Here is a 26,654-nt window from a genome sequence, read left to right on the forward strand (position 1 = left end):
CCAGCACGGGTGAGGAGCCCCCCAAGCCGGCGGTGTTGGCCGCGCGGCACTGAGACGGCAGGACCTCACGTGAGCGAAACCCCGGACCCGACCAGCCCGGCGACCCAGCCCGCCAACGACGCCCCTCGCAAGCGCGCCGGCGGGCTCAACGCCATGCTGCTGGCAGACCTCAAGGCGATGGCTCAGCAGCTCGGTGTCGCCGGGGCCGGCGGCATGCGCAAGGCCCAGCTGATCGAGGCGATCAAGGGCCGTCAGGGCGACGGCGCCGCGAAGCAGGCGGGGTCACGAACCCAGCCGGCCGGCGACGTGCCGGCCCGTGAGGAGTCCACCCGCGGGGCGAAGGCCCGGGTCGAGCCGCCCCGTGAGGAGCCCACCCGCGCGGAGCCCACCCGCGCCGGTCGGGAGGCTCAGGCGGACGACGCCACGCAGTCCTCGGGCGGCGAGCCCACGATCACCGTGACGCGCCGCGAGCGCACCCGCAGCCGTCAGCCGGCCGGCGAGCAGCCGGAGCGTGCCACGGCGGACCGCTCCGCCCAGGGCGGCAAGGAGGGCCAGCAGGGCCGCGGCAAGCAGGACGGCCAGCAGGACGCCAAGCAGGACGCCAAGCAGGACGCCAAGCAGGACGCCAAGCAGGACGGCGGCAAGCAGGACGGCGCCAAGCAGGACGGCCAGCAGGACGCCAAGCAGGACGGCGGCAAGCAGGACGGCGCCAAGCAGGACGGTCAGCAGGGCCGCAGCAAGCAGGACGGCAAGCAGGACGGCAAGCAGGACGGCAAGCAGGACGGCAAGCAGGACGGCAAGCAGGACGGGCGTAAGGCCGGCGGCGAGAAGCAGGACGGCCGCGACCGCTCGGGCGGCCAGCAGGCCAAGCAGGAGCGGCGCCCCCGCCACGACCACGACGAGGCGGAGTCGCGCGAGGAGCGCGACCTCGGCGACGACGAGCCCGGTGGCCGGCGCAACCGCCGACGCCGCGGCCGGGAGCGCCAGCCGGTGGCGCGGGGGAGCCGCAACGAGCCGGACACCACGATCCTGGAGGACGACGTCCTGGTCCCGGCCGCGGGCATCCTCGACGTCCTGGAGAACTACGCCTTCGTGCGGACCAGCGGCTACCTGCCCGGCACCGACGACGTCTACCTGTCGCTCTCGATGGTGCGCAAGTACGGCCTGCGACGGGGCGACGCCATCGTCGGCCAGGTCCGGCAGCCGCGCGAGGGCGAGCGCCGGGAGAAGTTCAACCCGATGGTCCGCGTCGACTCCGTCAACGGGACCGACCCGGAGGCGTCGCGGGAGCGCCCCGAGTTCGACGCGCTGACGCCCGTGCACCCCGCCGACCGGCTCCGGCTCGAGACCGGCCCCGACAACCTGGTGGGCCGCACGATCGATCTCGCGGCGCCGATCGGGAAGGGGCAGCGCGGCCTGATCGTCGCCCCGCCCGAGGCGGGCCGGACCCGGGTGCTGCGGGCGATCGCGGGCTCGATCAGCGCCAACAACCCCGAGTGCCACCTGATGGTCGTGCTGGTCGACGAGCGCCCGGAGGAGGTCACCGACTTCCGGCGCGAGGTCAAGGGCGAGGTGATCGCCTCCACCTTCGACCACCCCGCGACCGACCACACCATCCTGGCCGAGCTGGCGATCGAGCGCGCGAAGCGGCTCGTCGAGCTCGGGCACGACGTGATCGTCCTGCTCGACTCGCTGACCCGGCTCGGTCGTGCCTACAACGCGACGGCGCCGGCCGGTGGCCGGACCCTGCCCGGCGGGGTGGACGCGGCCGCGCTCCACCCGGCCAAGCGGTTCTTCGGTGCCGCCCGCAACATCGAGGACGGGGGCTCGCTGACGATCCTGGCCACCGCGGTCGTGGAGAACGGCTCGCGGACCGACGAGGAGATCTTCGAGGAGTTCCAGGGCACCAGCAACATGACGCTGCGGCTGAGCCGCGAGCTGGCCGAGCGGCGGGCCTTCCCGGCGATCGACCCGGTCCGGTCCGGGACCCGGCAGGAGGAGCAGCTGATGGGCGCCGAGGAGCTCGCCATCGTCTGGAAGCTGCGCCGTGCCCTGGCCGAGATGGGCGCCCAGCAGGGCGCCGAGCTGCTCGCGGAGCGCCTGGCGAAGTCGCAGAGCAACATCGAGCTGCTGACCTGGGTGCAGAAGGCCGGGGCCGAGCTCGGTGCGGGTGGCGGCTCCTGAGGGGCCCAGTCACTACCTCTTTTTGAGGAAGGTTGAGCGTCGTAGGTCACACGTGGCCGTTTCCGCCCGGCTGAGCGGCCGAGCACCTACGCTGTGGGCACACCCAGCAGGAGGATCACCAACACCATGGCACGCATTCTTGTCGCGGACGATGACGTCGACATCCGAGAGCTGGTGGAGTTCAAGCTCTCCACCCTGGGCCACGACGTGGTCGCCGTGGCCGACGGTGCCTCGGCGGTCGACGAGGTGCAGCGGCTGCGCCCGGACCTGGCCGTCCTCGACGTCATGATGCCTGGCATGTCCGGGCTCGACGCCGTCCGGGTGATCCGCAACGACCCCGCCCTGGCCGACCTGCCGGTGATCCTGCTGACCGCCCGGGCGCAGGAGTCCGACGTGGAGACCGGGTTCGACTCCGGTGCCGACGACTACATCACCAAGCCGTTCAGCCCGCGCGAGCTCGCCTCCCGCGTGCAGGCGCTGCTGACCCGCGCCCGCTGACCGCGCCCGGACCGGACCGGTCCGCAGCGGCGGGAATGCCCTGATTCACGCCTGCGTTGTCGCGGGTGGCACACTTGTGCGTCGGTTCCGGTTCACGTGCTCGCACCAGGCGGCACGACCCGGCGACCTCGAGAGGAAGATGACATGCAGAAGGACATCCACCCGGAGTACGTCGAGACCGAGGTCACCTGCACCTGCGGCGCGGCGTTCACCACCCGCAGCACTGCCACGTCGGGCAAGATCCGTGCCGACGTCTGCTCGCAGTGCCACCCGTTCTACACCGGCAAGCAGAAGATCCTCGACACCGGCGGCCGCGTCGCCCGCTTCGAGGCCCGCTACGCCAAGGCTGCCAAGAAGTAGCTGCTCCACGGACGCCGGTCCCCACCAGAGTGTGGTGACCGGCGTTCGCGATTTCGTCGTCCGTCGCGAGTGGAGGAGGAGCCTTGTTCGAGGCCGTGGAAGGTCTGGTCCGGGAGCATGAAGAGCTGGAGACCCGGTTGGGTGCTCCGGAGACCCACGCCGACCAGCGGCTGGCCAAGACGCTCAACCAGCGCTACGCCGAGCTCTCCGCGGTGATCGCGGTCTGGCGGGAGTGGAAGCAGCTCGGGGAGGACGCCGAGGCGGCCGGCGAGCTCCTCGCCCAGGACCCGGAGTTCGCCGCGGAGGCCGAGGCGATCGCGGAGCGGCGGACCGCCGCGGAGGAGCGGCTACGCCGCCTGCTGGTCCCGCGCGACCCCTCGGACGCCAAGGACGCGATCCTCGAGGTCAAGTCGGGCGAGGGCGGGGAGGAGTCCGCGCTCTTCGCCGCCGACCTGCTGCGCATGTACACCCGGTTCGCCGAGCAGCGCGGCTGGCGCACCGAGGTGCTCGACGCCAACGAGTCGGACCTGGGCGGCTACAAGTCGGTGACGGTCGCGGTGAAGGCCAAGGGCACGCCGGAGCCGGGGGAGGCCCCTTTCGGGATGCTGAAGTTCGAGGCCGGGGTGCACCGGGTCCAGCGGGTGCCGGTGACGGAGTCCCAGGGGCGCGTCCACACCTCGGCGGCCGGCGTGCTGGTGATGCCCGAGGCCGAGCAGGTCGACGTGGTGGTCGACGACAACGACCTGCGCATCGACGTCTTCCGCAGCTCGGGTCCCGGCGGTCAGAGCGTCAACACCACCGACTCCGCGGTGCGCATCACCCACGTGCCCACCGGGATCGTGGTCAGCTGCCAGAACGAGAAGTCCCAGCTGCAGAACAAGGAGCAGGCGATGCGGATCCTGCGTGCCCGGCTGCTCGCCGCGGCCCAGGAGGAGGCCGCCGCTGAGGCCAGCGAGACCCGTCGCAGCCAGGTGCGCACGGTCGACCGCTCCGAGCGGATCCGGACCTACAACTACCCGGAGAACCGGATCAGCGACCACCGCACCGGCTACAAGGCCCACAACCTCGACCAGGTCCTCGACGGCGACCTGGGCCCGGTGCTGGCCAGCTGCCTGGACGCCGACCTGGCCGCGCGGCTGGACGCCCTCGAGTCGTGAGCGCCCCGGTCCCGGCCAGGTCCGCCCGTCGGGAGGCCGCCGAGCGGCTCCGGCACGCGGGGGTGAGCAGCCCCGAGCGCGACGCCGAGGAGCTGCTCGCGCACGTCCTCGGCGTCCCCCTCGGACAGCTCCCGCTGGTCGGCGACGTGCCGCCGGACGCCCTGGCCCGGCTCGAGGAGCTCGTGGCCCGGCGGGCGGCCCGCGAGCCGCTGCAGCACCTGACCGGCTCGGCCGGCTTCCGCTACGTGGAGCTCGCCGTGGGGCCGGGCGTCTTCGTCCCCCGGCCCGAGACCGAGCTGCTGGCCGGATGGGCGGTGGAGGCCGCCCGGGAGGTGCAGCACGAGACCGGGCGCGGCGCCGTGGTGGTCGACCTGTGCACCGGCTCGGGAGCGATCGCCCGCGCCATCGCCGACGAGGTGCCCGGAGCGGCGGTGCACGCGGTCGAGCTCGAGCCGGCCGCGCACGCGTGGGCCGCCCGCAACCTCGAGGGCACCGGCGTCGACCTGCGCCAGGGCGACATGGCCGAGGCGTTCGAGGACCTCCTCGGCGCCGTCGACGTGGTGGTGTGCAACCCGCCGTACATCCCCCTGGAGGCCTGGGAGTCCGTCGCGGTCGAGGCCCGCGACCACGACCCCCACGCCGCTCTCTTCTCCGGCGACGACGGCCTGGACGCCATGCGGGTGCTGGAGCGCCGGGCCGCGGTGCTGCTCCGGCCCGGCGGCGTGCTGGGCGCCGAGCACGCCGACGCGCAGGGGGAGAGCGCCCCGGAGGTCTTCGTGGCCGCCGACCGGTGGACCGAGGTGCGCGACCACCCGGACCTGGCCGGTCGCCCGCGCTACGTGACGGCGCGACTGGCACGATGATCTCCATGCGACTCCCGACCTCCACCGAAGCCGAGCGCGACGAGGCCATCGAGGCCGCCAGCCTCGCGGTGCGCCGCGGGGAGCTGGTGGTCATCCCGACCGACACCGTCTACGGCATCGGCGCGGACGCCTTCGACGCCGGCGCCGTCCGGGCGCTGCTCGAGGCGAAGGGCCGCGGCCGTGAGAAGCCGCCACCGGTGCTGGTGAGCAGTCCGGCCACGCTTGAGGCGCTGGCCACCCGGGTGCCCGACTACGCCCACGTCCTGGTCGAGGCGTTCTGGCCGGGTGCGTTGACGCTGGTCTGCCACCAGCAGCCCTCGCTGCAGTGGGACCTGGGGGAGACCCGCGGCACCGTCGCCGTCCGGATGCCCGACGACGCCGTGGCCCTGGCGGTCCTCGAGCGCACCGGGCCGCTGGCGGTGAGCTCGGCCAACCTGACCGGTCGCCCTCCCGCGCGCGACGCCGAGGAGGCCGAGAGGATGCTGGGGGCCAGGGTCGAGGTCTTCGTCGACGGCGGACCCTCGGCCGGCGGGGAGCCGTCGACCATCCTCGACGTCACCGGCACCCGCCCGGTCGTCCTGCGTTGGGGGGCGCTGGACGCCGAGGCGCTCGACGCGGTGCTGGCCCCCCTCGGCATGGCGCTGGCGGGGGAGCCCGGCACCGACGCCTCCACGGACACCGGCGCCGAGACCCGGCCGAGCGGGGACTGATGCGCGAGTACCTCCTCGTCTTCCTGGTCGCCGCCGCCAGCACCTACCTGCTCACGGTCATCGCCCGCGAGATCGCGCTGCGCACCGGCGCGGTCGCGGCGGTCCGCGACCGCGACGTGCACGACGAGCCGATCCCCTACCTGGGCGGCCTGGCGATGCTCGGCGGGCTGGTCGCGGCCTTCGTCGTCGCGCGCGAGCTGCCGTTCCTCTCGCGCAGCGACCCGTTCGTCTTCCGCGACGTGGCTGTGGTGCTGGGCGCCGGCGCCCTGATCTGCGCGGTGGGGGTGCTCGACGACATCTTCGACATCGACGCGCTCACCAAGCTCGGAGGCCAGGTGCTGGCCGCGGGGCTGCTGGTGTTCTTCGAGGTCAAGTTCTACTTCTTCCCCGACAGCGGGGGAGGGCAGCTCGCGCTCGACCCCACCCAGGGAGCCCTGCTGACCGTCGTGGTGGTGGTCTCGACGGTCAACGCCGTCAACTTCGTCGACGGGCTGGACGGCCTGGCCTCGGGCGTGGTCGGGATCGGCGCCTGCGCCTTCTTCCTCTTCTGCTACCAGCTCTCCGACCTCAACGGGGTCACCCTGGCCACCACCGGCGCCCTGCTCAGCGCGGCGCTGGCCGGGGCCTGCCTCGGCTTCCTGCCGCACAACTTCCATCCGGCCAGGCTCTTCATGGGCGACTCCGGCTCGATGCTTCTCGGGCTGGTGCTCTCGGCCAGTGCGCTCACCCTCACCGGCCAGTTCGTGGGCTCGGAGATCTCCTTCGGCCGGGAGGGGAGCACGGCGGGATGGGTGGTGATGCTCCCGTTGCTGCTCCCGGTCTCCCTGCTGCTGGTGCCGATGGCCGACCTGGTGCTCGCCGTGGTGCGCCGCACCCGCGCCGGCCGGTCGCCGTTCGCCCCGGACAAGCAGCACCTGCACCACCGGCTCCTCGAGATCGGGCACTCGCAGCGGCGCGCGGTCTTCATCATGTGGACCTGGGCGGCTCTCATCGGCTTCGGGGGAGTGGTCACCAGCCTCTACACCGGGCCCACGGTGGTGGTCGGGCTGGTGGTCGCCACGCTCCTCACCCTCGGGGTGACCTTCCTGCTCCCCAACGTGCACGCCCCCAGCCAGCCGGCGGCGACGCCGTCCGAGGAGTCCTGAGCCCGATTCGGAGCCGCCCGAGGCTTGTGATAGTTTTCACGAGCGCCCGCGGCACCTGGCGGGCATGCCCTCGCCCTCCACAGGAACGGCCGCCGACATGTCGACCGAGACGAAGCAGGACCACCGGGACCCCGGTCTCGCAGTCCTGCTCGCGGCGGCTCTCGTCGCCGTCGGCCTCGGTCTCGCGGTCGTCGCCCTGGCGGCGCTGCTCGGGGGCCGCAGCGGCGCCCTGGGAGCAGCGGCCGGGGCGGGCGCCGTGCTGACCGTGCTGGTGACGGGCTCCTTCGTGGTCCACGTGGTGGCTCACCTGATGCCCAGCGCCTCCCTGCTGGTGGCCCTGCTGACCTACGGGCTCCAGATCACCGTGCTGGGGGCCGTCCTGCTCTCCTTCCACCGCTCCGGCGCGCTGGGGGACACCCTGCACCCCGAGTGGCTGGTCGCCGGGGTGGTCGTGGTGACGCTCACCTGGGTGTGCGCCCAGATCTGGATCAGTGCGCGCTCCCGCGTGCTGATCTACGACCTGCCCGAGACGCGCACGTCCGAGCGCACGGAGGCGGGTGCGAGATGACCCTCGACGGCTGCTATTGTCCGGATCGCGATGGCTCGACAGAACACTCCCCAGGGTCACGCCGAAGACTCGGATGGACAGCCCAGCCAGGATCCCTGGCGAGCGTTCAGCTACGTGCTCACCGGCGTGCTGGTCTACGGACTCGTCGGGTGGGGCCTCGACCAGTGGTGGGGCACCAGCTTCATGGTGGGCCTCGGCATCGTGCTGGGCGCGGCCCTGGGTCTCTACATGACCTGGAAGACATTCGCAGCACCACCGGCTCGCGACGACAACTCGAACTGAAATCAGCAGTGCGGCAGACACAGGAGACAGCGTGAGTGCAATCGCGATGAGCGCGATGCGGACCGAGGGGTTCGTCCCCCCGGGTCCGGGCGACTTCAACCTCCCCCCGGTGGGCTACAACCAGGAGAACGCACCGACGTTCGAGTTCCTGGGCGAGACCATGTACCTGGGTGTCACGAAGCCGATGCTCCAGCTGGCGCTGTCGGTCATCGTGGTCTTCGCGTTCTTCTACTACGCCTCGCGCAAGCGCGCCGTGGTGCCCGGCAAGCTCCAGTACGTCGGGGAGCTCGGCTACGGCCTGGTCCGCAACAGCCTGGCCCGCGACAACATCGGCAGCCACGACTTCATGCGGTTCGTGCCGCTGCTGGTCTCGATGTTCTTCTTCATCCTGGTCAACAACTACTTCGGGCTCTTCCCGCTGATCCAGTTCCCGACCATGTCGCGCGCCGGCATCGCCTACACCCTGGCGATCATCGCCTGGGCCGTCTACAACTACGTGGGCATCAAGAAGCACGGCTTCGGCAGCTACCTGAAGCTGCAGACGGTCCCGAGCGGCATGAAGGGCCCGGTCCTGCTGCTCCTGATCCCGCTGGAGTTCTTCTCCAACATCCTCGTGCGCCCGGTGACGCTGGCCCTGCGTCTGTTCGCCAACATGTTCGCCGGCCACATCCTGCTCCTCCTCTTCGCCCTCGGCGGCGAGTACCTCATCGCCGAGATGGGTGGCGTCTACATCGCCGCGGGCGCCCTCTCCTTCGTGATGTTCATGGTCATCTGCGTCCTCGAGATGCTGGTCATGTTCCTCCAGGCCTACGTCTTCGTCCTGCTGACGTCGATGTACATCGCCGGCGCCCTCGCCGACGAGCACTGATCCCCAGACTCGGTCGGGCGCTGTCCGACCTGGCAGAACCAACCGAACACCAACACACTCCCAACACTGGGAACTACGAAAGGAAGAAGCCGTGGGTGGCTCTCTCAACATGCTCGGTTACGGCGTCGCGACGATCGGCCCCGGCCTCGCCGTCGGCCTGATCTTCGCCGCGTACATCAACGGCGTGGCCCGCCAGCCCGAGGCGCAGGGTCGTCTCCAGCCGATCGCCATCCTGGGCTTCGCCCTGGCCGAGGCGCTCGCCATCATCGGTATCGCCCTCGCCTTCGTCCTCAGCTGACGTAGGCCTGGCCGACATCCGACCTGATCCGAACTAAAGGACCTGCCCATGCAGACTGAGGTCATCCGGGCGGCGGGTGGGGAGCTCAACCCCCTCATCCCGCACCCGATCGAGATCGTCCTCGCGGCCGTCTTCTTCATCGCCCTCGTGGTGCTCGTGAAGAAGTTCGTCATGCCGGCCTTCGAGGAGGCGTACGCCGAGCGCACCGCCGCCATCGAGGGCGGCCTCGCCGCGGCGGAGAACAAGCAGGCCGAGGCCGACGCCAAGCTCGCCGAGCTGGAGAAGCAGCTGGCCGACGCCCGGCACGAGGCCGCGCGCATCCGTGAGGAGGCGCGTGAGCAGGGTGCTGCCATCGTCGCGGAGATGCGGGACCAGGCCCAGGCCGAGGCCACCCGCATCGTCGAGCACGGCAAGACCCAGATCGAGGCCGAGCGCCAGCAGGCGGTCACCTCGCTGCGGGCTGAGGTCGGGGTCCTGGCAACGGGGCTCGCCGGTCGGATCGTCGGTGAGAGCCTGGACGACGAGGCGCGCCAGCAGCGTGTCGTCGACCGTTTCCTCGCCGAGCTGGAAGGCGCCAACTGATGTCCTTCCGTGGTGCTTCCGCCGAGGCGTACGCCGCACTGTCCCGGGTGGCCGACGCCGCCCTGGCCGGTGGGGCCGACGCTGCCGAGGTCGGTCACGACCTGTTCTCGGTGGCCGAGGTGCTGCGGAGCGAGCCCGGCCTGCGCCGCGTCACGACCGACGTCTCGGTCGACTCCGCGGCGAAGGCCGGCCTCGTGCGGCAGCTCTTCGGGAACAAGATCTCCGCCGGCGCCCTCAGCGTCGTGGAGCAGGCTGTGTCGCAGCGTTGGACCCAGCCCCGCGACCTGGCCCTGGTGCTGGAGGAGCTCGGAGTCACCTCCACGGTGAAGTCGGCCGGGTCGGACTCCGCCCGGCTGGCCGACGAGCTCTTCGCCTTCGGCGAGGTGCTCAACGTCAACCCCGACCTGCGCAGCGCCCTGGCCGACCCCGCCCGGTCGATCTCGGACAAGCGCGAGCTGCTGCGCGGCCTGCTGAGTGGCAAGGCGCTCCGGGCGACGCTCAGCCTGGTGGACCAGGCCCTGGCCGGCACCCACCGCACCGTGGCGATGGCCCTGGAGGCCTACCGCCACCTCGCGGCCTCGATCCACAACCAGCGGGTCGCGACGGTGCGGGTGGCCAAGCCGCTCTCCCAGGCCGACGAGGACAGGCTGGCGGCCGCGCTTCGCCGCCAGTACGACCGTGAGATCCAACTGAACGTCGTCGTCGACCCCGAGGTCATCGGCGGGATCCGTGTCGAGATCGGTGACGACGTCATCGACGGCACGGTGGCCAGCAAGCTCGACGACGCTCGTCGCGCGCTTGCCGGCTGAGCCGGACCACCAGGGTCCACCCACTCAAGAACTTCGAGCACACGAAAGTAAGGATGAGGAAATGACGGAGCTTTCGATCCGTCCGGACGAGATCCGGGACGCTCTGCAGCGCTTCGTGTCGGACTACACGCCCGAGACAGCCAGCCGCGAAGAGGTCGGCAGCGTGGCCGAGGCCGCGGACGGTATCGCCCGCGTGAGCGGCCTGCCCTCCGTCATGGCCAACGAGCTGCTCGAGTTCGAGGACGGGACGCTGGGCATCGCGCTCAACCTCGACACCCGCGAGATCGGTGTCGTGGTCCTGGGTGACTACGACAAGATCGAGGAGGGCCAGCAGGTCCGCCGCACCGGTGAGATCCTCTCGGTCCCCGTCGGCGAGGGCTACCTCGGCCGCGTCGTCGACCCGCTCGGCAAGCCGATCGACGGCCTCGGCGAGATCGAGTCGCACGAGCGTCGTGCGCTCGAGCTCCAGGCGCCCGACGTGATGCAGCGCAAGTCGGTCCACGAGCCGCTCGCGACCGGCATCAAGGCCATCGACGCGATGACCCCGATCGGCCGCGGCCAGCGTCAGCTGATCATCGGCGACCGGGCGACCGGCAAGACGACGATCGCGATCGACACGATCATCAACCAGAAGCAGAACTGGGAGTCCGGCGACCCGGACAAGCAGGTGCGCTGCATCTACGTCGCGATCGGTCAGAAGGGCTCGACCATCGCCTCCGTGCGCGGCGCCCTCGAGGAGGCCGGTGCGCTCGAGTACACCACCATCGTGGCCTCCCCGGCCTCCGACAGCGCGGGCTTCAAGTACCTCGCCCCGTACACCGGCTCGGCCATCGGCCAGCACTGGATGTACGACGGCAAGCACGTCCTGATCGTCTTCGACGACCTGACCAAGCAGGCCGAGGCCTACCGCGCCGTGTCGCTGCTGCTGCGCCGTCCGCCGGGCCGTGAGGCCTACCCGGGCGACGTGTTCTACCTGCACAGCCGGCTGCTCGAGCGCTGCGCCAAGCTCTCCGACGAGATGGGCAAGGGCTCGATGACCGGCCTGCCGATCATCGAGACGAAGGCCAACGACGTCTCGGCGTTCATCCCGACCAACGTCATCTCGATCACCGACGGCCAGATCTTCTTGCAGTCGGACCTCTTCGCCGCCAACCAGCGCCCCGCCATCGACGTGGGTGTCTCGGTGTCGCGCGTCGGCGGCTCAGCGATGACCAAGGCGATGAAGGCCGTCACCGGCTCGCTCAAGGTCGACCTCGCGCAGTTCCGCGCGATGGAGGCCTTCGCGATGTTCGCCTCCGACCTCGACGCCGCCTCGCGTCAGCAGCTGGACCGCGGGCAGCGCCTGATGGCCCTGCTCAAGCAGCCCCAGTACTCGCCGTACCCGCTGGAGGAGATGACCGTCTCCCTGTGGATCGGTACCTCGGGCCGCCTGGACAAGGTGCCCACCGAGGACGTGCTCCGCTTCGAGACCGAGTTCCTCGACTACCTGCGCCGCTCGCACGAGGGCATCCTCGCCGGCATCCGGGAGACCCAGAAGTTCGAGGACTCGACCGAGTCGCAGCTGTCGGACGCCTACGACTCCTTCCTCGACCAGTTCGAGACCTCGGACGGCCAGTCGATCAAGGCGGGCAAGGAGGAGCACGTCGCTCTCGAGGACGAGGACGTCGAGCAGGAGCAGATCGTCAAGCAGAAGCGGGGCTGAGGCATGGCTCTCTCGGTACGTGAGTACCGCGCGCGGATCAAGTCGACGGAGTCGATGAAGAAGATCACGCGTGCCATGGAGCTCATTGCCGCGTCGCGGATCATCAAGGCGCAGCAGCGGGCCCAGGCGGCAGCGCCGTACGCCCGCGAGCTGACCCGGGCGGTGTCGGCGGTGGCGACGTTCTCCAACGTCGACCACCCGCTGACCACCGAGCCGGCGAACGCGGCCCGTGCCGCGGTCCTGGTCGTGACCAGCGACCGCGGCCTGGCCGGGGCCTACGCCTCCAACGTGCTGCGCGAGGCCGAGCGCCTCGTCGAGAAGCTGCGCGAGGAGGGCAAGGAGGTCGACCTCTACGTCACCGGACGCAAGGCCGAGGGCTACTACAGGTTCCGCCAGCGCAAGGTCGTGCAGGCGTGGACCGGGTTCTCCGACCAGCCGACCTACGACGTGGCCGCCGACATCGGCGCGACCCTGATCTCCGCCTTCCTCAACGAGGACGAGGACAAGGAGGGTGGCCAGAACACCCCCGCCGGGGTCGACGAGGTCCACGTGGTCTTCACGCGGTTCCGCTCGATGCTCACCCAGGAGCCGCAGGCCGTGCGCCTGCTGCCGCTGGAGGTCGTCGAGGGCACCGAGGCCCCGGAGACGGGTGAGCTCCTGCCGCTCTACGAGTTCGAGCCGTCCGCGCAGGAGGTCCTCGACGCCCTCCTGCCGCGCTACGTCCAGAGCCGGATCTTCTTCGCCCTGCTGCAGGCCGCCGCCTCCGAGCTGGCTGCCCGACAGAAGGCGATGAAGTCGGCCACCGACAACGCCGACGAGCTCATCAAGAAGTACAAGCGAATCGCCAACCAGGCCCGCCAGGCTGGCATTACCCAGGAAATCAGCGAGATCGTCGGTGGCGTCAACGCCCTTGCCGACGCTAACGCCGGCCAAGAGTGAATGCGGAGAAGAGAGACATGACTGCCACTGTTGAAGAGACCCGGTCTTCCGGCGCCGCCGGCGGTGTCGGACGGATCACGCGCGTCATCGGCCCGGTCGTCGACATCGAGTTCCCCACCGACGCGATGCCGGCGGTCTACAACGCCCTCAAGGTCGATCTGACCCTCGCCGGCGAGACCCAGACCATCACCCTCGAGGTCGCGATGCACATCGGCCACGGCATGGTGCGCGCCATCTCGATGAAGCCCACCGACGGCCTGGTCCGCGGTTCCCAGGTGCGCGACACCGGCGGCCCGATCACGGTGCCCGTGGGCGACGTGACCCTCGGCAAGGTGTTCAACACCACCGGTGACTGCCTCAACCTCGCCGAGGGGGAGACCCTGGAGGTCAAGGAGCGCTGGGGGATCCACCGCAAGGCCCCGGCCTTCGACCAGCTGGAGTCCAAGACCCAGATGTTCGAGACGGGCATCAAGGTCATCGACCTGCTCACCCCCTACGTGCTGGGCGGCAAGATCGGCCTGTTCGGTGGTGCCGGCGTCGGCAAGACGGTGCTCATCCAGGAGATGATCGCCCGTGTCGCCAAGGACCACGGTGGTGTGTCGGTGTTCGCCGGTGTCGGCGAGCGCACCCGTGAGGGCAACGACCTCATCGTCGAGATGGAGGAGGCCGGCGTCATCGGCCAGACCGCCCTCGTCTTCGGCCAGATGGACGAGCCGCCGGGCACCCGCCTGCGGGTCGCGCTGGCCGCGCTGACGATGGCGGAGTACTTCCGCGACGTGCAGCAGCAGGACGTGCTGCTCTTCATCGACAACATCTTCCGGTTCACCCAGGCCGGCTCGGAGGTCTCCACCCTGCTGGGCCGGATGCCGTCGGCCGTGGGCTACCAGCCCAACCTGGCCGACGAGATGGGTCAGCTCCAGGAGCGGATCACCTCGACGCGTGGTCACTCGATCACCTCGATGCAGGCGATCTACGTGCCGGCCGACGACTACACCGACCCGGCCCCGGCGACCACCTTCGCCCACCTGGACGCCACCACCGAGCTGTCCCGCGAGATCGCGTCGCTGGGCATCTACCCGGCGGTGGACCCGCTGACGTCGACCTCGCGGATCCTCGACCCGCAGTACATCGGCAAGGAGCACTACGACTGCGCCGTCCGGATCAAGCAGATCCTGCAGCGCAACAAGGAGCTCCAGGACATCATCGCGATCCTCGGTGTCGACGAGCTCTCCGAGGAGGACAAGGTCATCGTCTCCCGGGCCCGTCGCATCCAGCGGTTCCTGTCGCAGAACACCTACGTGGCCAAGCAGTTCACCGGCATCGAGGGGTCGACCGTCCCGGTCAAGGACACCATCGAGGCGTTCAACAAGATCGCCGACGGTGAGTACGACCACGTGGCCGAGCAGGCGTTCTTCATGTGCGGCGGTCTCGACGACGTCGAGGCCAAGTGGGCCGAGATCCAGAAGTCCCTGTGATGGCGTCCGACTCTTTGCTCCAGGTGGAGCTCGTCGCCGCCGACCGCCTCGTGTGGTCGGGGCAGGCGAAGATGGTCATCGCGCGCACCACGGAGGGTGACGTGGGCATCCTGCCCCGGCACGCTCCCATGCTCTCGGTGATCATCGAGGGGGTCGTGGACGTGCAGACCGCGGAGGGTGAGACCTGGGTGGCCGCGGTGGACGCCGGGTTCCTCTCGGTCGCCGACAACCGGGTCTCGATCCTCTCGGAGCGTGCGGAGATGTCGCACGAGATCGACCTCGAGAAGGCCCGGGCGGAGTACGACCGGGCCAGGCAGGCCGGCGAGGACGACGCGGAGGCCGCCGAGGCCCTGCGCCGCGCCGAGGCGCGGATCCGCGCGGTCGAGCGGGCTTCCTGACGACGCGCAGAACCACACCAGTAGGGTGAGCACACGGGTGGCCGTGGGCTCACCCTGCTGCATTTCCGGGGGCCGATTCCGTGAGGAGGTGGGATGCCGACCTGGCTCGTGGCGCTCGACGTAATCGGCGTGCTCCTGATCCTGGTGCTCTGCTACGGCGTTGCGCTGATCGTTCGGCGCCGGGCGTTGTCGCGTCACGGCGGGACGTTCGAGCTGAGCCATCGCGCCCACACCGACCGCCCCGGAAGGGGCTGGGTGCTGGGCCTGGGCAGGTACACCGGGGACTCCCTGGAGTGGTTCCGGATCTTCTCCCTCTCACCCCGTCCCGCCCACGTCTGGGAGCGCGAGAAGATGGCCTACGCCGGCCAGCGCGCCCCAGAGGGGCCGGAGCAGCTCTCCCTCTACGCCGACCACGTGGTGGTCTCCTGCGACACCCCGGAGGGGACGGTGGAGCTGGCCATGAGCCGCTCCTCGCTCACCGGTCTCCAGGCCTGGCTCGAGGCCGGACCGCCCGGAACCAACTGGGACCTGCGCCCGATCCGCTGACCCGGACGCCGACGACCGCGCCGACCGGGCGCGGCCGTCGAGCCTCCCGGGGCGCTCAGTCCCGTTCGCCGCCCGGGACCCACAGCACGTCGCCCTGCGCGGCGTTGGCGTGCCGCGCCAGGATGAAGAGCAGGTCGGAGAGCCGGTTGAGGTACTTGATGGCCAGCACGTTCATCGACTCCTCGTGCTCGGCCCAGGCCGCCCAGGCGGAGCGCTCCGCCCGGCGCACCACGGTGCGGGCGACGTGGAGGTGGGCGGCGCCGGGGGTGCCGCCGTTGAGGATGAAGGAGCGCAGGTTGGGCAGGGTCTCGTTGAACTCGTCGCACCAGCCCTCGAGCCGGTCGACGTAGTCCTGCTCGATGCGCAGCGGCGGGTACTGGGGCTCGGGGACCACCGGGGTGCAGAAGTCGGCGCCCACGTCGAAGAGGTCGTTCTGGATCCGGGTCAGGACCCGGCTCACCTCCTCGCCCAGCCCACCGGTGGCAAGGGCCACGCCGATGGCCGCGTTGGCCTCATCGACGTCGGCGTAGGCGGCGAGCCGGAGATCGGTCTTCGACGTCTCGCTCATGTCGCCGAGGCGGGTGGTGCCGGCGTCGCCGGTGCGGGTGTAGATGCGGGTGAGGTTGACCATGCCCGGGAGCCTAGCCCGGCGAGCGGGACGGCATACCGGCGCGCCGTTCGTGACCTCAGCCGCCACATTTACCCCTTCTGTCACATTAACCGAAGGGTCGACGGGACGCTGTCCGCTTAGCGGACAGTCGGTCGCCACGCCCAGGTAATGATGTGGCTGTCGCCCAACCATGTGAGGTAGATAACACGTCTAGAGGTCGAGCGCACCCCACATCGGGGTGGGGTGCCGGACCAGGTGGAGGCGTCGGGGGACGTCTCCAACGACCGGCGGGCGGGTGCCGGAAAGGGCGGGGCAGGCATGGAGATCGTCGCCGACGGACCGATCCTTCTCCTCCGGGGGGACTTCGACGTGCGCAGCACCCTGGAGGTGCGCAACGCGGTCTACGCCCACCTCGAGCGTCACCGTGAGGCCGACGTGGTGGTCGACCTGACCGACGTGAGTGCCGTCGACGTCACGGCGCTGCGACTGCTCGCGGTGGCGACCCGGCAGGCCCTGCGGGAGGGGCACCACCTCACCCTGCGTGGTTGTGGTCCCGCGGTGCGCCGGATGCTGCATCTCTCGGGCCTGGTCCGGGTGCTCGAGGTGGAGCGCCGCCCCGCCACGGCCTGAGTGCTGTTTCCCACAGCGAGACCTCGCACCGCCCCGCGGCGCGGGCCTTAGCATCAGGGCTATGACTGAGCCCCTGCATGCCAAGGATCGTCCCTGGGTGATGCGCACCTACGCCGGCCACTCGACCGCCGCCGCGTCCAACGCGCTCTACCGCAACAACCTCGCCAAGGGACAGACCGGTCTGTCGGTCGCCTTCGACCTGCCGACCCAGACCGGCTACGACCCCGACTCCCCGCTCAGCAGGGGAGAGGTCGGCAAGGTCGGGGTGCCGGTGCCCCACCTGGGCGAGATGCGGCGCCTGTTCGAGGACATCCCGCTCACCGAGATGAACACCTCGATGACGATCAACGCCACCGCGATGTGGCTGCTGGCGATGTACCAGGTCGTCGCGGAGGAGCAGAACCCCGGCCTGGAGCCGACCGAGGTGGCTGCCCAGCTGGCCGGCACCACGCAGAACGACATCATCAAGGAGTACCTCTCCCGGGGGACCTACGTCTTCGGCCCCGAGCACTCCATGAGGCTCACCGCCGACATGATCGCCTACACGGTCAACACCATCCCCAAGTGGAACCCGATCAACATCTGCAGCTACCACCTGCAGGAGGCCGGGGCCACCCCGGCGCAGGAGCTGGCCTACGCCCTGTGCACCGCGATCGCCGTCCTCGACTCGGTCCAGGCCGCCGGCCAGGTCTCCGAGGAGGACTTCGAGAAGGTCGTGGGCCGGATCTCCTTCTTCGTCAACGCGGGCGTCCGCTTCGTCGAGGAGACCTGCAAGATGCGCGCCTTCGTGCAGCTGTGGGACGAGATCACCAAGGAGCGCTACGGCGTCCAGGACCCGAAGATGCGGCGCTTCCGCTACGGCGTCCAGGTCAACTCCCTCGGCCTGACCGAGGCGCAGCCGGAGAACAACGTGCAGCGCATCGTGCTGGAGATGCTCGGCGTCACGCTGTCCAAGAACGCCCGGGCCCGGGCCGTGCAGCTGCCCGCCTGGAACGAGGCACTCGGACTGCCGAGGCCGTGGGACCAGCAGTGGTCGCTGCGCCTGCAGCAGGTCCTCGCCTTCGAGTCCGACCTGCTGGAGTACGAGGACATCTTCGAGGGCAGCCACGTCATCGAGGCCAAGGTCGCCGACCTGGTCGCCGGCGCGCGCGCCGAGATGGACCGTGTCCAGGCCATGGGCGGCGCCATCGCCGCGGTGGAGTCCGGCTACATGAAGTCGGAGCTGGTCTCGGCCCACGCGGCCCGCCGGGCGCGCATCGAGGCCGGCGAGGAGGTCATCGTCGGCGTCAACAGGTTCGAGACGACCGAGCCGTCGCCGCTGACCGCGGACCTCGACGGGGCGATCCAGACCGCCGACCCCGCGGCCGAGGAGGCGGCCCGGGAGAGCGTGCGTGCCTGGAAGGCCCAGCGCGACGAGGCCGAGGTGGCCGCGGCCCTGGAGCGGCTGGCCGCCGACGCCAAGACCGACAAGAACCTGATGGAGGCCACGCTGGCCGCCGCCCGCGCGGGTGTCACCACGGGCGAGTGGGCCGGGACGCTGCGCGAGGTCTTCGGCGAGTTCCGCGCACCCACCGGGGTCCAGGGGGCCGTGGGGGTCGCCGAGGCGGGCAGCGAGCTGAGGGCCGTCCGCGACCGGGTCCGGGCCACCGGCGAGGAGCTCGGTGGGCGCCTGCGCCTGCTGGTCGGCAAGCCGGGGCTCGACGGGCACAGCAATGGCGCCGAGCAGGTCGCAGTCCGGGCCCGCGACGCCGGGTTCGAGGTGATCTACCAGGGGATCCGACTCACCCCGGAGCAGATCGTCGCTGCGGCCGTGGCCGAGGACGTGCACTGCGTCGGCCTCTCGATCCTCTCCGGCTCCCACATGGAGCTGGTGCCGGCGGTCCTCGCGGGTCTGCGCGAGGCCGGGCTGGAGGACCTCCCGGTGATCGTCGGGGGGATCATCCCCGACTCCGACGCCAAGGCCCTGCGGGCCCAGGGGGTGGCGGCCGTCTACACGCCCAAGGACTTCGGCCTCACCGAGATCATGGACGGCCTGGTCGACGTCATCCGCCGGGCCAACGACCTGGACTGACGCGCCGGCCTCACCTGCGCGACCCGAGACGGGTCGCGCAGGTGAGGTTAGGCAACCCTCATTTTCTGCTACGGTGCTGGGCATGGGGAAGAGCAAGGGGAAGCGGGCCGACGAGTCCGTGGCTCGCCTGCCCAAGAAGAAGTGCTGCGAGTCCAAGGACCGCTGCGGTCGATGCCCCCTGCGCATGCTCAAGGAAGGGACGCTTCCCGACGGCTACACCGTCCACAAGCGGAGGCTGGTGAAGGTCGGGGACGTGCCGGCCAAGGTCAAGTCCGGCAAGGGCGGCAAGAAGTCCAAGGCCGCCTAGGCCGCCCGGGCCGGGCTTCCCGGTCCCGTCAGAAGAGGCGGTGCTCGGAGTCGTCCATCCCGCGCAGGGCGTCGTAGTCGACGACCGCGCAGGCGATCCCGCGGTCGCCGGCCAGCACCCGGGCCTGGGGCTTGATCTCCTGCGCCGCGAAGATGCCGCGGACCCGCCCCTTGGCGCTGAGCAGGGGGTCGCGGTTGAGCAGCTCCAGGTAACGGGTGAGCTGCTCCACCCCGTCGATGTCGCCGCGCCGCTTGATCTCCACCGCGACGCTGAGGCCGTCGGCGTCGCGGCACATCAGGTCGACCGGGCCGATGGCGGTCGGGAACTCCCGGCGGACCAGGGTGAGGCCCTCGGCGAGGGTGGCGGGGTGCTCGGCCAGCAGCTCCTGGAGGTGCTTCTCCACCCCGTCCTTGCGCAGGCCGGGGTCGATCCCGAGCTCGTGCCGGGAGTCGTGGTGGACCTCCTCGATGAGGATGCGCAGGGTGTCGCCGTTCTTGCCGGTGACCGTCCACTCCGCGAGGTCGGCCCCGTCCACCTCCGTGGTGCCCTCGCGCACCGTGCAGGGCGGCGACATCCAGTTCAGCGGCTTGTAGGAGCCCCCGTCGCTGTGCACGAGCACCGACCCGTCCGACTTGAGCATCAGGACGCGGGTGGCCATCGGCAGGTGGGCGGTCAGCCGTCCGGCGTAGTCGACCTGGCAGGTGGCAACGACGAGTCTCACGGACGAGCAATCTACCCGCCCGTGCGCGGCGACCGGCGCGCGCGGGTCGCGAGCACAGGATCTGCGGGCCCGTCCGTTTATCGGACGAATGGTGCGACTCGTGCTCGTTCACGAGCTGAGCCTGCGCTACCGGCCAGTAGCTGCGTGTCATCATGCCGCCATGACTGAGACAGCCGCCTCCCACGAGCAGATCAGCAGCACGCTGGTCCTGCCCTACCTCAACCACGCGCTCCGGATGTACGCCGAGGGCTACGCCTCGCGCGCCGACATCGACGCCGCCATGCGCTTCGGCTGCGGCTACCCCCAGGGCCCCCTCAGCACCGTCGAGGAGCTCGGCCCGGAGAGCGTGCGCGACCAGCTCGCCGCGATGTACGCCGAGACCCAGGACGAGCTGCACCGGCCCGCTGAGCTGCTGGAGAGCCTGGTCGCCGCGGGCGCCGGCACGGTCGACTCCCAGGACGGCACCGGCGCCGCCGCGCAGCCGCAGCTGCGGCACGAGATCCGCACGGTCGGGGTGGTCGGCACCGGCACGATGGCCTCGGGCATCGTCGAGGTCTTCGCCAAGAGCGGCTACCCGGTGGTCTACGTCGGCCGCAGCCAGGAGAAGCTCGACGGCGTCGTGGCCCTGATCACCAAGTCGCTGGACAAGGCGATCGCGCGCGGCAAGCTCGACGAGGCGACCAAGGCCGAGGTGCTCGGCCGGCTCACCGGCGCGACCGAGCGCGAGGCGCTCGCCGACGTCGACCTGGTGGTCGAGGCGATCGCGGAGGACCTGGCGGTCAAGACCGAGCTCTTCGCCGACCTGGACCGCATCTGCAAGCCGGGCGCGATCCTGGCCACCACCACCTCCTCGCTGCCCATCTCGCAGTGCGCGGCCGCCACGGCGCGTCCGGAGTGGGTCATCGGGATGCACTTCTTCAACCCCGCCCCGGTGATGAAGCTGGTCGAGGTGGTCACCACCGAGCTCACCGACCCGGCCGTCGACGAGACGGTCCGCGCGCTCTGCGTCGAGGTCGGCAAGGTCGCGGTCTCCTGCGGTGACCGGGCCGGCTTCATCGTCAACGCCCTGCTCTTCCCGTACCTCAACGACGCGGTGAAGATGCTCGAGAGCAACCAGGCCGAGATGGCGACCATCGACACCGCGGTCAAGGAGCAGGCGGGCTTCCCGATGGGTCCCTTCGAGCTGCTCGACGTGGTCGGCAACGACGTCTCGCTGGCGATCCAGAAGGAGCTCCACGCCGAGTTCAAGCACGCCGGCTTCGCCCCCGCCGCGCTGCTCGAGCAGGTCGTCGCGGAGGGGCGCCTGGGCCGCAAGACCAAGCGCGGCTTCCACGACTACTCCTAGTCGCACCCCGCGGTGGTGGCCGCGGCCCGTTCAGCGGGTGTCGGCCACCATCGCGGCGAGCCGGGCCCGGGTGTTGATCCCGAGCTTGCGGTAGATGTTCGTCAGGTGGGTGTCCACCGTCCTGGGGGAGACGAAGAGCTCCTCCGCGATCCGGCGGCTGGTCAGGCCGTGGGCGACCCGGTCGGCCACCTCCCGCTCCGCCGGCGTCAGCTGCCCGAGGGGGGAGGGCCCCTCGGGGGCCGCGCCCGGCTGCACCAGCGCGGTCATCAGGGCGCTGACCTCGCCCAGCCCCGTCGTGCTCAGGTGCCCGTCCTCGACCCACCCCGTCGGCGCGGACCGTCCGGGGACGGTGCGGCACTTCGCCGTGAAGCCCCAGGGGACCGCATGGCGGGGCCGCCGCAGCTCGGTCGCCGCGGCCGCCAGATGCCGGGCGTCGCGGTGGTCCGCGGGCGCGGCGATCGCGCCCAGGGCGTCCAGCACGTCGGCGGCTCGCAGCGGCATCGGCATCGTCACGGTGCGCTCGAGCCCGGCCAGCAGGGTGTGGGTGCTCTGGCACGTGTCCCCCTCGGCGAGCAGCGCGTGGGCCAGGATGAGCCTGGCCTCCACCGCGTCACGACCCAGCAGGCTGCTGTCGGCCAGGACCACGACGTCGGCGGCGAGTCCCGCGGCGTGGGCCGCGTCCCCGGCCTCCAGCAGGTCCCGGGCGTCCTGGACGAGCACCGGGAGCCGCACCGCCCAGGGCAGGCTCTCCCGGTCGGTGGTGGTGACCGGGGCGTCGGGATCGACCTGGCGCAGCAGGGTCTCGGCCAGCAGCCGGACCCGGTCCTCGGCCAGCTCCCGGGACGCCGCGACCACCGTGCGGGCGGCCGCCTCGGCCTCGGCGAGCCGTCCCTGCTCCAGGGCCACCCGACCCAGCAGGGTGCGGGCCGAGAGGCTGATCCACGGCTCGTCGTTGCCGTCGTGGGTCGGGATGATCTCGCCGGCCAGGAGCGTGGCCGCGGCCAGCTCGCCCCGCGAGACCAGGACGTCGACGAGGGTCCGGGTCGCCTGCCTGCCGATCAGCCGCCCCGTGGTGTCCAGCTCCATGGCGCGGCGGGCCTCGGCCTCGGCGCGCGTGAAGTCTCCGGCGTCCAGGTGCATCTCGGCCCGGATCGAGGCGGTGCGCGCGAGCTCCAGCGAGGGCTCGGCGGCGGCCCGGGCGTGCTCGTCGGCGCGGTCGAGCAGCCAGAGTCCCTCGTAGGTGCCCCGGACCTCGGAGGCCGCGATGCCCGCCCGACGGGCGACCTGGGCGCCGATGGCTCCAGGCCCGTCGCCGCTGACCAGCACCCCCTCCAGGATCTCGACGGCCTCCCGGGCCCGCATCGCGGTGTAGAGGGAGGAGAAGACGCGGTTGGCCAGCTGGTAGCCGAGGTCGCGGGTCTCGGCGTCCGCGGCAGCCGCCGAGATGGCGGCGCGCATCGCCGGGAGGTCGGGCAACCAGGGCGCGTCCCCGGCGCCGAAGTTGGTGTGGTCGGGGGCCACCCGGTCCGCCCAGGCCATCAGGGCCCGCAGGGCCTCGGGCCCGTCCCCGTGCTCGTCGGCCAGCCGGGCGCCGTGGTGCCGGATGGGGGAGAGCATGTCGAACCGGCCGTCGGGCAGGACCTCCACCAGGCTGGCCCGGGCCAGCCCGGCGGCCAGCGAGGCCGCCTCCGCGCGGTCCGTCCCGGTGATCGCGCCCAGCACCTCGATCGAGACCGGGAACTGCATCAGCGAGAGCCGCCGGAAGCACCGCTGCCGAGCCGGGTCGAGCAGGTCGTAGGAGCCCTGCACCGCGGTGGCCAGGGAGGCGGCCGGGGTGGCGTTGGTGACGCCGAGCAGGGCGATCTGGACGGCCGTCTGCTCGATGATCAGCGGAAGACCGCCCGTCGCCCGGAGCAGGCGGCGTACCGCGGGCTCGTGCCCGACCAGGTCCTGGGTGCGGCCGCCGGCCGAGGCGATCCGGGTGCACAACAGCTCGAAGGCCGGTCCGGCCAGCGGGTCCCGCGGGCCCGGCACCGGGAGGGGCCCCAGGCGCAGCACGTGCTCCAGCGGCTGTCCGGACATGCCGCGCGCGGTCACCGCGAGGCGTACGCAGCTGGTCGTCTCGACCAGCTGCTGGAGGCAGGCGCCCAGCTCCTCGTGACCACCCTCGAGCCCGTCGACGACCAGGACCGTGTCGGTGCCGTCCACCGCGCGACGCAGCGCTCCCTCGAGGCTGTCCCCGGGGGCGGACTCCGCGTCCAGCACGCGCAGGCAGGCGACGAGCACGTCCTCGGTGCGGCGCAGACCTGCGGCGTTGACCCAGGCGACGTCTCGCCGGCCGTGCATCAGGTGACGCACCAGGAGCGTCTTGCCGCATCCCGGAGGGCCCACGAGGCTGACCCAGCGTGAGGACGCCAGGGCGCCCTCCAGGGCTGCCCGGGTCTCCTCCCTGCCCACGCACGGTGTCAGCATCTCCGGGATCTTATCGCTATCCGCGTGGCGATTACGTAGGACTACGGATGCGCACCGGCCCCGGCGCGGGAGAGGGTGGAGGCACGCTCAGGGGAGCCGGCCCGATCGGGGGACGGGCCGGACCCCGTGAGCAGGGCCCGGCCGGCACCGGTCGAGGACCCCACGTCCTTCCGTCGCCCGCGTAGGCTGGAGTCATGGATCTCCTCCTCGTCCTGCTGATCGTCGCGGCCGCCGTCGGAGCTGTCGTGGTCGGCTCCCGTGCCTCGCGCCGTCGCCAGGAGCAGAAGGCCGCGGCCGAGCTCGCCCCGGTCCGGCAGCTGGTCGACGAGGACGTCACCGCCCTGGGCGTGGAGCTTCAGGAGCTCGACCTGGACATGAGCGGCCGGGAGCTCGACGCCGGAGCCCGCGCCGACTACCAGCGGGCCCTGGACGACTACGAGTCGGCCAAGGCCGCCACCGAGAGGCTGACCGCGCCCGACCAGGTCAAGAACGTCACCCAGATCCTCGAGGACGGTCGCTACGCGATGGCGTGCGTCCGGGCCCGGGTCGCCGGTGAGCCGCTGCCCACGCGCCGTCCGCCCTGCTTCTTCGACCCGCGCCACGGGCTCTCCGTCGGTGACGTCTCCTGGACGCCCCCCGGTGGCGCCCCCCGTGAGGTCCCGGCCTGCGCCCTGGACGCCGAGCGCGTCCGCGCCGGGGCCGAGCCGGACGTGCGCAAGGTGATGGTCGGCACCCAGCGGGTCCCGTACTGGCAGGGGGGCCGGGCCTACCAGCCCTACGCGATGGGCTACTACGGCGGCTTCGGGCCCATGCAGTGGATGTTCATGGGCATGATGTTCAGCGGCGGCCTCGACGGGCTGGGCGATGGCCTCGGCGCCCTCGGCGAGGGGGTCGGCGACATGCTGGGCGGCATCGGCGAGGGCCTCGGCGACCTGTTCGACGGCTTCGACTTCTGAGCGTGGCGCCGCAGACCCCCGCGGGGGGCCACGACGACCTGCACACTCTCGACCTCGGCGACAGCGGTGCACCCGTGGTCTTCTGCCACGGCCTCTTCGGCCAGGGACGCAACTGGACCGGGATCGGCAAGCGGACCGCCGCGGCCGGACGCCGGGTCACCCTGGTCGACCTGCCCAACCACGGCCGGTCTCCCTGGACCCCCGACGTCGACCTGGTCGCCGACGCCGACCGGGTCGCCGGGCTCCTCGACCCCGCCGCCCCGGGCGCCCTGGTCGGGCACTCCATGGGCGGGAAGGTCGCGATGCTGGCGGCGTTGCGTCATCCCGAGCGGGTCGAGCGCCTCTGCGTGGTCGACATCGCCCCCGTCGTCTACCAGCGGGTGGGGGAGTTCGCCGGCTTCGTCGAGGCGATGCTGGCGATCGACCTCGACGGCCTCGGCCGGCGTGACGAGGCGGACGACCTGCTGGCCCCCGCCGTCCCCGACCCCGCGGTGCGCAGCTTCCTGCTGCAGAACCTGCGCCGGGACGGCGACGGGTGGCGCTGGCAGCTCAACCTCGACCTGCTGGGGCGCCGGCTCGACGTGATCGGGGGGTGGCCGGAGGCAGCCGCCGCCGACCTGCCGCCCTACGACGGGCCCGTGCTCTGGGTGGCCGGCGCGGATTCCCACTACGTCCGCGACGAGCACGCGGACGCGATGGAGCGCCTCTTCCCCCGGGCGCGGCGGGTGACGGTGAAGAACGCCGGGCACTGGGTCCACTCCGAGCGGCCCGAGGTCTTCTTCGAGGTGCTCTCGCGCTTCCTCGGCCTCGACCCGGCGCCCCGCTAGGAGCCGGTGCCCCGCCAGGACCCGGCGCCCCGCCAGGACCCGGCGCCCCGCCAGGACCCGGTCAGGACTACTCGTCGGAGGCGAAGCCCGCCACCACGTCGCGCAGGGCGCCCAGCTGGGCGGTGATCGCGTCGCGGCGCTTGGACATCCGGTCGACCTCGGCCTTGATGGCGGCCAGCTCGCGCTCCGCCTCGGCGTGTCCGCTCGCCGCGATCGACTCGGCCTGGGTCTTGGCGGAGGTGACGATCTGCTGGGCCTCCCGCCGGGCCCTCGCGAGCATCGCGTCGGCCTCGGTCTGGGCCTGCTGACGCTGGCTGGTCGCCTGGGCGATGGCCTCGCGGGCCCGCTTCTCGGCGGCGGTGGCGCGCTCCTCGGCCTCCTTGACCAGGCGGGCCGTCTCCGCGGTGGCGTTGGAGTGGTGCTCGGTGGCCTCCCGGGCCAGGCGCTCCTTCTCCACCGCCAGGGTGCGCCGGGCCTCCTGCACCTCCCGGTCGGCGGCGGCGCGGGCCTGCTCGGCCTCGCGCTTGGCGGTGGTGCGCAGGTCGTTGGTCTCCTGCTGGGCCGCCAGCCGGAGCTGCTCGGCCTCGCGCTGCGCGGAGGCGCGGAGGTCCTCGGCCTCGCTGCGGGCCAGGGACCGCTCCTGCTCGGCGTCGGCCAGGATCCGGGTGCGGCTCTCCTCCAGCTCCTTGAGCTGGACGATGCGCATGTCCTCGGCCTCGCGGGCCGCCTCGGCCTTGATGGCGCGTCCGTCGCGGTGCGCCTGGTCGCGGATGTCCTGGGCGTCGCGCTCGGCAGCCGCGCGGACGTCGGCCGCCTCGTCCTCGGCCAGCTTGAGCATGGACGCGGCACGGCCCCCCAGGCCGGCGTAGGTCGGGTTCTCCGCCTCGGCCAGGGAGCGGCGCAGCTGCTCCATCTCCTCCTCGAGCGTCCGGACCCGCTGCTCGGCGGCGGTGCGGGCCGTGGCTGCCGCCGACCGCTCGGCGAGCAGGCGCTTCAGCGCCTGGTCGACCGCCTCCTTGTCGTAGCCGCCACGACGCACCATCGGGAGCGTCGGGAGCGTCGGCAGCGCCGTGCCCCCCGGGATGCTCGTGGCGCTCGTGGTGGGACTCGGCCGGGCCGGAGCCGGGGCCGCAGCGGTGGGCACCGCCGGTTGCACCTGGGTGCGTTCGGCCGCGGGAGTCGCCGACGCGGGTGTCCCGGGCACGACGTCGATGCGCTGGGTGGGCGCGTCGTCGGAGGGATCTGTGGAGTCGTCCTGGTCGAAGATGGACAGGCCCTCGTCGCGGCTCATGTGCGGGGCACCCTTTCTGGGGTCGGTGCGTGCTCGGTGC

28 protein-coding genes are annotated in these 26,654 nt (G+C 71.7%); 24 read left to right on the top strand and 4 right to left on the bottom strand.

All coding sequences use genetic code 11. From position 1 onward, the window contains the following. The first annotated feature begins 69 nt into the window (after nt 1-69). The 18 genes from rho (at nt 70) to AC4BGE_RS10710 (ending at nt 15,384) form a co-directional block, all read left to right on the top strand. Nucleotides 70-2,184, top strand: coding sequence for a transcription termination factor Rho (rho, locus tag AC4BGE_RS10625; RefSeq protein ID WP_490575260.1), 2,115 nt, complete (start codon nt 70-72; stop codon nt 2,182-2,184). Nucleotides 2,185-2,310: 126 nt separating this feature from the next. Next, entirely contained in the window at nt 2,311-2,682 is a 372-nt protein-coding gene (locus tag AC4BGE_RS10630; RefSeq protein WP_490569074.1) for a response regulator transcription factor, read from the top strand. Nucleotides 2,683-2,826: 144 nt separating this feature from the next. Continuing rightward, a complete protein-coding gene (gene rpmE / locus AC4BGE_RS10635) occupies nt 2,827-3,042 on the top strand; it encodes a 50S ribosomal protein L31 (RefSeq protein WP_490569073.1) in 216 nt (71 codons plus the stop codon). 83 nt (nt 3,043-3,125) lie between these two features. Further along, a complete protein-coding gene (gene prfA, locus AC4BGE_RS10640) occupies nt 3,126-4,199 on the top strand; it encodes a peptide chain release factor 1 (RefSeq protein WP_490575261.1) in 1,074 nt (357 codons plus the stop codon). Continuing rightward, nucleotides 4,196-5,062, top strand: coding sequence for a peptide chain release factor N(5)-glutamine methyltransferase (gene prmC / locus AC4BGE_RS10645; protein ID WP_490575262.1), 867 nt, complete (start codon nt 4,196-4,198; stop codon nt 5,060-5,062). Before prfA ends, prmC begins: the two co-directional genes overlap by 4 nt. A 5-nt stretch (nt 5,063-5,067) precedes the next feature. Then, nucleotides 5,068-5,772 carry an L-threonylcarbamoyladenylate synthase gene (locus AC4BGE_RS10650; protein ID WP_490575263.1) on the top strand — a complete coding sequence of 235 codons (705 nt, stop codon included), beginning with the start codon at nt 5,068-5,070 and terminating at the stop codon, nt 5,770-5,772. After that, a complete protein-coding gene (locus tag AC4BGE_RS10655; RefSeq protein WP_490569069.1) occupies nt 5,772-6,917 on the top strand; it encodes an MraY family glycosyltransferase in 1,146 nt (381 codons plus the stop codon). The genes AC4BGE_RS10650 and AC4BGE_RS10655 overlap by 1 nt, the downstream gene beginning before the upstream one ends. 97 nt (nt 6,918-7,014) lie before the next feature. Next, nucleotides 7,015-7,485, top strand: coding sequence for a hypothetical protein (locus AC4BGE_RS10660; protein WP_490569068.1), 471 nt, complete (start codon nt 7,015-7,017; stop codon nt 7,483-7,485). Nucleotides 7,486-7,515: 30 nt separating this feature from the next. Beyond that, the gene (locus AC4BGE_RS10665; protein WP_490569067.1) at nt 7,516-7,767 is read left to right on the top strand and encodes an AtpZ/AtpI family protein; all 252 of its coding nucleotides are present in this window, start codon (nt 7,516-7,518) and stop codon (nt 7,765-7,767) included. 31 nt (nt 7,768-7,798) lie between these two features. Then, nucleotides 7,799-8,635 carry a F0F1 ATP synthase subunit A gene (gene atpB, locus AC4BGE_RS10670; protein WP_490575264.1) on the top strand — a complete coding sequence of 279 codons (837 nt, stop codon included), beginning with the start codon at nt 7,799-7,801 and terminating at the stop codon, nt 8,633-8,635. Between the two features lie 91 nt (nt 8,636-8,726). Then, nucleotides 8,727-8,933: an ATP synthase F0 subunit C gene (locus AC4BGE_RS10675; RefSeq protein ID WP_309136429.1), complete on the top strand. Its 207-nt coding sequence runs from the start codon at nt 8,727-8,729 to the stop codon at nt 8,931-8,933. Between the two features lie 48 nt (nt 8,934-8,981). Continuing rightward, nucleotides 8,982-9,515 carry a F0F1 ATP synthase subunit B gene (locus tag AC4BGE_RS10680; RefSeq protein ID WP_490569065.1) on the top strand — a complete coding sequence of 178 codons (534 nt, stop codon included), beginning with the start codon at nt 8,982-8,984 and terminating at the stop codon, nt 9,513-9,515. Further along, nucleotides 9,515-10,324, top strand: coding sequence for a F0F1 ATP synthase subunit delta (locus AC4BGE_RS10685; protein ID WP_490569064.1), 810 nt, complete (start codon nt 9,515-9,517; stop codon nt 10,322-10,324). The genes AC4BGE_RS10680 and AC4BGE_RS10685 overlap by 1 nt, the downstream gene beginning before the upstream one ends. A gap of 61 nt (nt 10,325-10,385) precedes the next feature. Next, entirely contained in the window at nt 10,386-12,026 is a 1,641-nt protein-coding gene (gene atpA, locus AC4BGE_RS10690) for a F0F1 ATP synthase subunit alpha (RefSeq protein ID WP_490575265.1), read from the top strand. A gap of 3 nt (nt 12,027-12,029) precedes the next feature. Then, on the top strand, nt 12,030-12,965 hold the full coding sequence (locus AC4BGE_RS10695) for a F0F1 ATP synthase subunit gamma (RefSeq protein WP_490575266.1): 936 nt from the start codon (nt 12,030-12,032) through the stop codon (nt 12,963-12,965). Nucleotides 12,966-12,982: 17 nt separating this feature from the next. Next, the gene (atpD, locus tag AC4BGE_RS10700; protein ID WP_490569061.1) at nt 12,983-14,440 is read left to right on the top strand and encodes a F0F1 ATP synthase subunit beta; all 1,458 of its coding nucleotides are present in this window, start codon (nt 12,983-12,985) and stop codon (nt 14,438-14,440) included. After that, nucleotides 14,440-14,838 (top strand): F0F1 ATP synthase subunit epsilon, encoded by a 399-nt coding sequence (locus tag AC4BGE_RS10705; protein ID WP_490569060.1) that lies wholly within the window; start codon nt 14,440-14,442, stop codon nt 14,836-14,838. Before atpD ends, AC4BGE_RS10705 begins: the two co-directional genes overlap by 1 nt. A 93-nt stretch (nt 14,839-14,931) precedes the next feature. Beyond that, entirely contained in the window at nt 14,932-15,384 is a 453-nt protein-coding gene (locus tag AC4BGE_RS10710) for a DUF2550 domain-containing protein (protein ID WP_490575267.1), read from the top strand. A gap of 55 nt (nt 15,385-15,439) precedes the next feature. Here AC4BGE_RS10710 and AC4BGE_RS10715 read toward each other — a convergent pair whose 3' ends face one another. Beyond that, nucleotides 15,440-16,015, bottom strand: coding sequence for a cob(I)yrinic acid a,c-diamide adenosyltransferase (locus AC4BGE_RS10715; RefSeq protein WP_490575268.1), 576 nt, complete (start codon nt 16,013-16,015; stop codon nt 15,440-15,442). Between the two features lie 222 nt (nt 16,016-16,237). Between AC4BGE_RS10715 and AC4BGE_RS10720 the strand changes: the two genes are divergently transcribed. The 3 genes from AC4BGE_RS10720 (at nt 16,238) to AC4BGE_RS10730 (ending at nt 19,002) form a co-directional block, all read left to right on the top strand. Continuing rightward, a complete protein-coding gene (locus AC4BGE_RS10720; RefSeq protein ID WP_490569057.1) occupies nt 16,238-16,624 on the top strand; it encodes an STAS domain-containing protein in 387 nt (128 codons plus the stop codon). A 61-nt stretch (nt 16,625-16,685) separates the two neighbouring features. Next, a complete protein-coding gene (locus AC4BGE_RS10725) occupies nt 16,686-18,695 on the top strand; it encodes a protein meaA (protein WP_490575269.1) in 2,010 nt (669 codons plus the stop codon). An 82-nt stretch (nt 18,696-18,777) separates the two neighbouring features. Continuing rightward, on the top strand, nt 18,778-19,002 hold the full coding sequence (locus tag AC4BGE_RS10730; protein WP_490569055.1) for a hypothetical protein: 225 nt from the start codon (nt 18,778-18,780) through the stop codon (nt 19,000-19,002). A gap of 28 nt (nt 19,003-19,030) precedes the next feature. On the opposite strand, the gene nucS is transcribed toward AC4BGE_RS10730, so the two are convergent. Then, a complete protein-coding gene (nucS, locus tag AC4BGE_RS10735) occupies nt 19,031-19,723 on the bottom strand; it encodes an endonuclease NucS (protein WP_490569054.1) in 693 nt (230 codons plus the stop codon). A gap of 160 nt (nt 19,724-19,883) precedes the next feature. Between nucS and AC4BGE_RS10740 the strand changes: the two genes are divergently transcribed. After that, the gene (locus AC4BGE_RS10740; RefSeq protein WP_490575270.1) at nt 19,884-21,068 is read left to right on the top strand and encodes a 3-hydroxyacyl-CoA dehydrogenase NAD-binding domain-containing protein; all 1,185 of its coding nucleotides are present in this window, start codon (nt 19,884-19,886) and stop codon (nt 21,066-21,068) included. 30 nt (nt 21,069-21,098) lie between these two features. On the opposite strand, the gene AC4BGE_RS10745 is transcribed toward AC4BGE_RS10740, so the two are convergent. Next, nucleotides 21,099-23,540: a helix-turn-helix transcriptional regulator gene (locus AC4BGE_RS10745; protein ID WP_490575271.1), complete on the bottom strand. Its 2,442-nt coding sequence runs from the start codon at nt 23,538-23,540 to the stop codon at nt 21,099-21,101. Nucleotides 23,541-23,734: 194 nt separating this feature from the next. Here AC4BGE_RS10745 and AC4BGE_RS10750 point away from each other — a divergent pair, with 194 nt between their 5' ends. Both AC4BGE_RS10750 and AC4BGE_RS10755 read left to right on the top strand, forming a co-directional pair. Continuing rightward, nucleotides 23,735-24,496: a hypothetical protein gene (locus tag AC4BGE_RS10750; RefSeq protein WP_490575272.1), complete on the top strand. Its 762-nt coding sequence runs from the start codon at nt 23,735-23,737 to the stop codon at nt 24,494-24,496. 2 nt (nt 24,497-24,498) lie between these two features. After that, nucleotides 24,499-25,323: an alpha/beta fold hydrolase gene (locus AC4BGE_RS10755; RefSeq protein ID WP_490575273.1), complete on the top strand. Its 825-nt coding sequence runs from the start codon at nt 24,499-24,501 to the stop codon at nt 25,321-25,323. A 67-nt stretch (nt 25,324-25,390) separates the two neighbouring features. On the opposite strand, the gene AC4BGE_RS10760 is transcribed toward AC4BGE_RS10755, so the two are convergent. Beyond that, entirely contained in the window at nt 25,391-26,614 is a 1,224-nt protein-coding gene (locus AC4BGE_RS10760; protein ID WP_490569049.1) for a hypothetical protein, read from the bottom strand. Nucleotides 26,615-26,654 lie beyond the last annotated feature (40 nt).

It is taken from the genome of Nocardioides sp. Z50_6, from assembly GCF_058215755.1.

Coding starts and splice junctions, on each gene's coding strand:
- AC4BGE_RS10630 (WP_490569074.1), top strand. CDS start 2,311: ATGGCACGCATTCTTGTCGCGGACGATGACGTCGACATCCGAGAGCTG.
- rpmE (WP_490569073.1), top strand. CDS start 2,827: ATGCAGAAGGACATCCACCCGGAGTACGTCGAGACCGAGGTCACCTGC.
- AC4BGE_RS10650 (WP_490575263.1), top strand. CDS start 5,068: ATGCGACTCCCGACCTCCACCGAAGCCGAGCGCGACGAGGCCATCGAG.
- AC4BGE_RS10655 (WP_490569069.1), top strand. CDS start 5,772: ATGCGCGAGTACCTCCTCGTCTTCCTGGTCGCCGCCGCCAGCACCTAC.
- AC4BGE_RS10660 (WP_490569068.1), top strand. CDS start 7,015: ATGTCGACCGAGACGAAGCAGGACCACCGGGACCCCGGTCTCGCAGTC.
- AC4BGE_RS10665 (WP_490569067.1), top strand. CDS start 7,516: ATGGCTCGACAGAACACTCCCCAGGGTCACGCCGAAGACTCGGATGGA.
- AC4BGE_RS10680 (WP_490569065.1), top strand. CDS start 8,982: ATGCAGACTGAGGTCATCCGGGCGGCGGGTGGGGAGCTCAACCCCCTC.
- AC4BGE_RS10685 (WP_490569064.1), top strand. CDS start 9,515: ATGTCCTTCCGTGGTGCTTCCGCCGAGGCGTACGCCGCACTGTCCCGG.
- atpA (WP_490575265.1), top strand. CDS start 10,386: ATGACGGAGCTTTCGATCCGTCCGGACGAGATCCGGGACGCTCTGCAG.
- AC4BGE_RS10695 (WP_490575266.1), top strand. CDS start 12,030: ATGGCTCTCTCGGTACGTGAGTACCGCGCGCGGATCAAGTCGACGGAG.
- atpD (WP_490569061.1), top strand. CDS start 12,983: ATGACTGCCACTGTTGAAGAGACCCGGTCTTCCGGCGCCGCCGGCGGT.
- AC4BGE_RS10705 (WP_490569060.1), top strand. CDS start 14,440: ATGGCGTCCGACTCTTTGCTCCAGGTGGAGCTCGTCGCCGCCGACCGC.
- AC4BGE_RS10710 (WP_490575267.1), top strand. CDS start 14,932: ATGCCGACCTGGCTCGTGGCGCTCGACGTAATCGGCGTGCTCCTGATC.
- AC4BGE_RS10715 (WP_490575268.1), bottom strand. CDS start 16,015: ATGGTCAACCTCACCCGCATCTACACCCGCACCGGCGACGCCGGCACC.
- AC4BGE_RS10725 (WP_490575269.1), top strand. CDS start 16,686: ATGACTGAGCCCCTGCATGCCAAGGATCGTCCCTGGGTGATGCGCACC.
- AC4BGE_RS10730 (WP_490569055.1), top strand. CDS start 18,778: ATGGGGAAGAGCAAGGGGAAGCGGGCCGACGAGTCCGTGGCTCGCCTG.
- AC4BGE_RS10740 (WP_490575270.1), top strand. CDS start 19,884: ATGACTGAGACAGCCGCCTCCCACGAGCAGATCAGCAGCACGCTGGTC.
- AC4BGE_RS10745 (WP_490575271.1), bottom strand. CDS start 23,540: ATGCTGACACCGTGCGTGGGCAGGGAGGAGACCCGGGCAGCCCTGGAG.
- AC4BGE_RS10750 (WP_490575272.1), top strand. CDS start 23,735: ATGGATCTCCTCCTCGTCCTGCTGATCGTCGCGGCCGCCGTCGGAGCT.
- AC4BGE_RS10760 (WP_490569049.1), bottom strand. CDS start 26,614: ATGAGCCGCGACGAGGGCCTGTCCATCTTCGACCAGGACGACTCCACA.